The organism is Chryseobacterium sp. UYP7 (genome assembly GCF_056279225.1).
Genome location: NZ_JBWBQW010000023.1, coordinates 1 through 1268, shown reverse-complemented (window position 1 = coordinate 1268; position 1268 = coordinate 1). Strand labels below are relative to the sequence as shown.

The window sequence follows — 1268 nt, the reverse complement described above, 5'->3', positions numbered from 1 at the left end:
GGAGTGGAATACAACAAAGAATACAGAAGTGCTATGCCTAAATTTATTTAAAAATAATTCGATTTTTATTTGTTTTTAAGCACAGTTCTTTGTTAACAGTAGTTTTTTAAGATTTTCAATTCAATAAACATATCTATATGGTTTTAAATATTTTTTAATTGTATGCAGATTTCAAAAATAAATTTATTTTCAATTAACATAATTATTTAAAATTTACTAATTAAAGTGAAATTGGTAGTTTAAACGCATTAAAAAAATTTAGCATTAAGATTTCATACATATACATAGATTTTCTGAAAATTTTAAATATTTCGAAACATTAGGCATTAATTATTTTACTGCTTATTACCTGTACAATTAGATTTGAAAATATTTTTATTATCAACTATTATCTCCTTGTTTAAAATATCAAAACCTTTCATTCTATTATAAATAAATAGTAAATTTTGATTATTAAAATCATAGTCTAAAGTATTTTCTTCGCCTTTTACGTAGCTTAATTTGTCTATGTACGCATTTCTTTTTTTATCTAAAATATATGTGTTTTTGAAATACTCATCATCAATTTCATCATCATAAATGTTATATTGTGAAGTTAATAATCTAAAATCAGGTGACGAATTGATTTTATAAAAGTTTAATAATTGCTCAATATTTTCTTTCGCATGGTAAAAAACTATAAAATCATTATAATTTTCGGTATTATAAAAGGTGTAAATTTTATGTATGAAATTTTTATCTTTTGAAGAAATATATGGTAAAACGGTAAATGATATCGTATCTATTTTTTTAATTGTTGAAAATATTTCTGGAAACTTTTGGCAATGTATATCAGTATGTATACGTTTCATTAGTGGTTGTACCTTATTAAGTTTACCAATATACATAAAAGTGTCTTCGTCATCAGTATACGATAACATTACTCTTGAACTATCTTTTAATATAGGGTTGTACCTTCCATATATGTCAAATGATTCAATTTTAGTTTGAGAACAACTGTATAATTGAAGAAAAAAAGTTAAAAAGATAATTTGTTTCATTTTAATTTTCGTTGGATTCATGGCTTTTTAAATTACTGTTAACGTTTTGCGTATTTCTGTTGGCGGAGACTTTTTATAACAAGTCTTTGTAAATATAACAAATTGAACAATTAGCAAAAATCTTGATGATAGGAACTTCAGACCCGCTTGTATAAATACCTTCTTTACTTTACATTCATAAAATTAATACCTTTAAATAAACAAGACAGAGGTGAACTATAAATACCG

1 protein-coding gene is annotated in these 1268 nt (G+C 23.3%); it reads right to left on the bottom strand.

Annotation, left to right across the window (positions count from 1 at the left end; genetic code table 11):
• Nucleotides 1–335 precede the first annotated feature (335 nt).
• The gene (locus ACZ9HT_RS16960; protein ID WP_476041680.1) at nucleotides 336–1061 is read right to left on the bottom strand and encodes a hypothetical protein; all 726 of its coding nucleotides are present in this window, start codon (nucleotides 1059–1061) and stop codon (nucleotides 336–338) included.
• Nucleotides 1062–1268: the final 207 nt, after the last annotated feature.